5 protein-coding genes and 1 pseudogene are annotated in these 4,997 nt (G+C 56.8%); 4 read left to right on the top strand and 2 right to left on the bottom strand.

Annotated features, from left to right (window positions below; genetic code table 11):
- From HX830_RS31785 to HX830_RS31775, 3 genes and pseudogenes are all read left to right on the top strand, one after another.
- Positions 1 to 1,038: pseudogene (locus tag HX830_RS31785) on the top strand (IS3 family transposase); the annotation flags it as partial.
- Positions 1,039 to 1,111: 73 nt separating this feature from the next.
- Complete coding sequence (locus tag HX830_RS31780; RefSeq protein WP_177104795.1) at positions 1,112 to 1,426, top strand: hypothetical protein; 315 nt, start codon at positions 1,112 to 1,114, stop codon at positions 1,424 to 1,426.
- Between the two features lie 295 nt (positions 1,427 to 1,721).
- Entirely contained in the window at positions 1,722 to 2,189 is a 468-nt protein-coding gene (locus HX830_RS31775; protein ID WP_103497514.1) for a GNAT family N-acetyltransferase, read from the top strand.
- Between the two features lie 444 nt (positions 2,190 to 2,633).
- Here HX830_RS31775 and HX830_RS31770 read toward each other — a convergent pair whose 3' ends face one another.
- Positions 2,634 to 2,954, bottom strand: coding sequence for a hypothetical protein (locus HX830_RS31770; RefSeq protein WP_177104793.1), 321 nt, complete (start codon positions 2,952 to 2,954; stop codon positions 2,634 to 2,636).
- 240 nt (positions 2,955 to 3,194) lie between these two features.
- Entirely contained in the window at positions 3,195 to 3,605 is a 411-nt protein-coding gene (locus HX830_RS31765; protein ID WP_177104791.1) for a hypothetical protein, read from the bottom strand.
- 246 nt (positions 3,606 to 3,851) lie between these two features.
- On the opposite strand from HX830_RS31765, the gene fabI reads away from it, so the two are divergent.
- Complete coding sequence (gene fabI / locus HX830_RS31760; RefSeq protein ID WP_177104789.1) at positions 3,852 to 4,646, top strand: enoyl-ACP reductase FabI; 795 nt, start codon at positions 3,852 to 3,854, stop codon at positions 4,644 to 4,646.
- Positions 4,647 to 4,997: the final 351 nt, after the last annotated feature.

Here is a 4,997-nt window from a genome sequence, read left to right as displayed (position 1 = left end):
GGCAGTTACTGGTGACCTGGTTAAGTGAGGCTCGGATGGCCGGCGCCCGAAAAATTATGGCCTGCCAGGAAGTTGGTCTCTCGCTCAGAACCGTGCAGCGCTGGACTGAAACCGAGGTTGTTCAGGCGGACGCCCGAACGACCACGGCACGGCCCAAGCCGCGCAATGCGCTAAGCGAGGTCGAACGACAAGCGATCATGGAGCTGTGCAACAGCCCGGGCTACGCCCATTTGCCGCCCAACCAGATCGTGCCGAGGCTGGCCGACCAACAGCGCTATCTGGCGTCGGAAGCGACGTTTTATCGGGTGCGGCGTGCGGCGGGTCAGCAACAGCATCGTGGTCGTAGCCAGCGTCCCCGGCGCCACGCAGCACTGACGACTCACGCGGCCCAAGGCCCCAACCAGGTGTGGTCGTGGGACATCACCTACCTGCCGTCTCCGGTACGCGGTCAGTATTACTACCTGTACCTGATCGAGGATATTTACAGCCGCAAGGCCGTGGGCTGGGAGGTTTACGAAGAGGAAAGCGGCGAGAAGGTGGCTGCGCTACTGCAACGTAGCGCGATCGGCGAGCAGTGTTTGCACGAGCCACTGGTGCTGCACTCGGACAATGGGGCCCCGATGAAATCGCTGACGCTGTTGAGCAAAATGCATGAGCTGGGCATCACGCCGTCACGTGGCCGACCGCGAGTGAGCAATGACAACCCGTACTCGGAATCACTGTTTCGGACGTTGAAATACTGCCCGCAATGGCCGGCAGATGGCTTTGCCAGCCTGGACGCCGCACGCGCCTGGGTCATGGATTTTATGCGTTGGTATAACCACGAGCACCGGCACAGCCGAATCCGCTTCGTGACCCCCGGCCGAACGGCACCGTGGTCAGGATCATCAGATCCTGGCTCGGCGTCATGAGCTGTACGAGCAAGCCCGGGAGAAAAGCCCGGAACACTGGTCTGGACAGACGCGAAACTAGGAGCCGATGGGTACGGTGCTGTTGAACCCGGATCGGGAGCAGCCGCTTGAGAAAAGAGCAGCATAGTTAGACGGTGACGCGACAACTACCTTGAAAAACGCCGATAACTCGATATTCGTGCTGCCAACGCCTTCGTAAGATGATCGCATCAGCATTGACGATCTTTCGCGCCATCGACCAATACGTGAACCTAACGGAGCCTTACCGGCTGATCAAACAGCCCGAGAACAAACAGCGTGTCGGGGAGATTCTATACTCCTGCCTGGATGCGTTGCGACTTGGTGCGCTCGCACTCTGGCCAGTGATGCCTGGCAGCATGTCGCTACTGCTGAAGAGCCTGGGTTGCCTGGACGACGGCTCAACGCCCACCTTCGACACAGGACCGAGGCTGCTGAGTGGCTTCCACATCCAGGAAACCCATGTATTGTTTCCCCGTTTTCAGGAAGTGGACTAGATAACAGCAACGCTATCTGTATCAGCGACCCAATGCGTAGCACGGGTCGTTACCGCTATTGCGCTCAGGGCTGAACCTTGACTCCGCCCCAAGATTGACAAATCTGATCATCCAGAAGACCATCTGACTATGATCCATACACCCAGCATGAACATGATGTGCACCTTGATGACCGCTTCTGGCGGGCCATGAGGTTATGCGCGCTTAAAACATGACGTAATTACCCCAAGGCCCCGCCAGAAAATGGACGGGGCTTTTTAGTTTTCCGTCCGCCTCTGGCTAACGGAGAATAAACATGTTCACGATTAGACGAGCAACGCAAAGCGACTCCCAAACAGCATTCGACATTCGCCTTCTAGCGATACGGCACCAATGCGTCGGCGCCTATACCACAGAGCAGATACTGGCCTGGACAGCAGGATCGCCTGAGAATGGGTATAGCGAACTGATGGAAAAGCACTTCTATCTGGGATGTATTCGGGGTACCCCCGTGGCGACAGGCATGCTTGATCTGGAGAAAAGTGAAATCGGCGCGATCTTTGTACTCCCAAGCTTTATGCAGCAGGGCATAGGCATGAAGGTCCTGGACCACCTTGAACACCTGGCTCGCGACTTGGGGCTGGAGAAAGTCAACCTGGACGCGACTTTGAACGCTGCAGAGTTTTACCGGCGATGCGGTTTCGTTGGTGATGCCCCTGCGATTTACCATTCACCCTCCGGGCTTCAACTGGCTTGTGTTCCTATGGTGAAAGAGCTGGTGTAAGTTTCGGAGTCGATCCGCCGCGCCTGGCATATCGTCACGCCGACAACGGTCCTGCGCGTAAGGGATGTTCCAGTCCGTTCCAAACGTCCGACTCTGTAGTGATCAAAGAATCCCGGCTACAACGTTAAGTATTTGCTCGAGCCCCCACCGCTTTTAGCCTGTCAGAAGTGTCACCGCCGACTCCGGTGGTGACACAGGCCGTCCAGAAATCAGGCGTCGGTTCAAAAATACGCAGACACCATCGCTTAATGCTGGAGTTCGGAAGGTGTATTGACTGGACGCCTACCCATCAGCGCCCCGCTCCGCCGTTTCAAGTTGGGTTGCCTCGGCGTGCTCTTGAAGGTGGCGAGCCGTTACCCATTCCAGCGGGATACCGAGCAGGTGCAGCAGATGGACTGCCGAGGGCGAATACATCATCAACAGCCTCAGAGAGGATCGTGTCTGTCACGCTGATGGCGTAAAAAGGGCGTTTTGTAGTTCCTGCCGAGCGAGAGGAAATTCCTCAAGCGCCACCCGGACGCTCAGCGTATCGCGGGCTTTAGCCAGCGCTTCAGGCCCCATGATCACAATGGTTCGTATGGCGGCCCAGCGCGTGAAATGGTTCTCCTGGTCTGAGACCAGCAAGAGTACTTTTTCAAAGTCTGCATCGTCTGATGCGTGCTCTGCCAACAGCCTGGCCATGCCGAAAATATCAATGGGGTAGGCAATCTGATGCACACCCAAATACATCGCCCTGTCGATCAATTCGTCAAAAGAACAGTCCATGAAACCTCATAAGGTAAACAAAAATCCCCACGCACCTGAGTCCACTGGTAGCCCAGTCAGCCTCTAAAAGTGCAACCGTAATGGCCAAGCTTACCTGCCCGATCTGCCTGTGTCTGGGATCGTCGATACCGCTGGGGCTTGACCAATCACTCGTGGTCAAAAGCCACCTACCGAGCAGCCGGCGGACTCGACTCAAAGCCGACGCAGAAGCTGCAGGTGCGCAGGTTTTCAGCGAGCGGCTTAACCTGAGTGCTGGGCATGATCATTCAGCTTTTGCCAGCGTCGAGCGAAACCGAAAGCTTTGTGCCGTATGGACTGCGAGAGCGTTTTCCGAGAGGAGCACTGAAGCAGTATTTCGGACAGGTTGTGATCAACAGGAAACCCTTCGTCCAACCATTTGATCGCCAGCCGAAGCCAGTACTCAGAGTCAGAGTCCAGCGCCGTGACAAGCAACTCATGCAGCGAGATCTCTGCTGGAAATGGCCTTTTAATTTCCAGAGCAGATAGGGCAGCAGCAAGGTCCAGCTTTACGGACTCGTACGGCTTTTCAAGCAGTGGCAGCAGCCACACGTAGCTAAAACGCAGAGTCATCGTCTCAAGAATCTCATATGGCTTACTCGTTGATGGCCAAGCCCCCTTGAGCTGGCTCATTGGCCCCAGGCATGTAACTCAGTGCCAACTCCCTTCGTCGTATTACGACTTTTCCCACTCTCGCTTCATGGCCGCCTCACTGGGACGGCCATAAGCCGAACACGAAAACCGGCACGCTGCCTCCTGGTGTTTCAGCGGCCGAACAGAGGCATGAGTGCATCATGTGTCTGAAAATATGCCATTGCTCAACGCCTGTCGAAGGCGACTGACAGCGGCAATGGAAAGCTAGATATTAAGGAGCAATACATGGGATTTCTAACAGGCAAGCGCGTCCTGATCGTCGGTGTCGCCAGCAAGTTGTCCATCGCCTCGGGTATTGCCGCGGCCATGCATCGCGAAGGCGCCGAACTGGCCTTCACCTACCAGAACGAAAAGCTCAAAGGCCGCGTGGAAGAGTTTGCCGCTGAGTGGGGTTCAAGCCCTACATTGTGCTTCCCCTGCGACGTGGCCCGCGATGAGGACATCGCCCTGGTCTTCGAGAAACTAGGCCAGCAATGGGACGGGCTAGACTGCATCGTCCATTCCGTGGGCTTCGCCCCCAGCGACCAGCTTGAGGGCGACTTCACTGAAGCCACCACCCGTGATGGCTTCCGCATTGCCCACGACATCAGCGCGTACAGCTTCGTAGCCCTGGCAAAAGCTGGGCGTCCCTTGATGAAAGGCCGCAATGGCAGCCTGCTGACATTGTCCTATTTGGGCGCAGAACGAACCATGCCCAACTACAACGTCATGGGCATGGCCAAGGCCAGCCTGGAAGCCGGCGTCCGCTACCTGGCCAGCAGCCTTGGCCCGGAAGGTACCCGGGTCAATGCCGTGTCAGCGGGTCCGATCCGCACCCTCGCCGCCTCCGGTATCAAGAACTTTCGCAAGATGCTGGCCGCCAACGAAGCCCAGACCCCGCTGCGCCGCAATGTGACCATCGAGGAAGTCGGTAACGCTGGCGCTTTCCTGTGCTCCGACCTGGCATCCGGTATCAGCGGTGAGATTTTGTACGTGGATGGCGGCTTCAATACCACCGCCATGGGTGACTTGGGCGATTGACGCACAAGACTGATTGAAGTTCCCTCCTCCGTAGCTTTGCCGTTAGGCTACGGAGGCGTTATTTCAGCAACCGTCCCCCAATTATACTCCGTGGCCAGCCGATTGACTTGAGAGCGGTCAAGATGTATTCCCCCTACGCTTACCCTACGCCACCTAAAATGCGGCAGGACTAGAGACTGCTGGTGGCGGTGTGGATAGAATCTGGGCCTCCTAGCGCTGGCGAGCCCGAATCAACTCGGGGCTGTTGCAAGGCATGCGAGCGACCTCATAGGAAATGGCCGAAATACTTCACAAAGGATTCCACATGCGTATTGCAAGTCTCGTGCTCTCTGTAGTGGTCAACTGATCCCG

Source organism: Pseudomonas gingeri, from assembly GCF_013385425.1.
Taxonomy (GTDB): domain Bacteria; phylum Pseudomonadota; class Gammaproteobacteria; order Pseudomonadales; family Pseudomonadaceae; genus Aquipseudomonas; species Aquipseudomonas gingeri_D.
The sequence above is the reverse complement of the archived record's forward strand: the minus strand, read 5'-3'. Positions and strand labels throughout refer to the sequence as shown.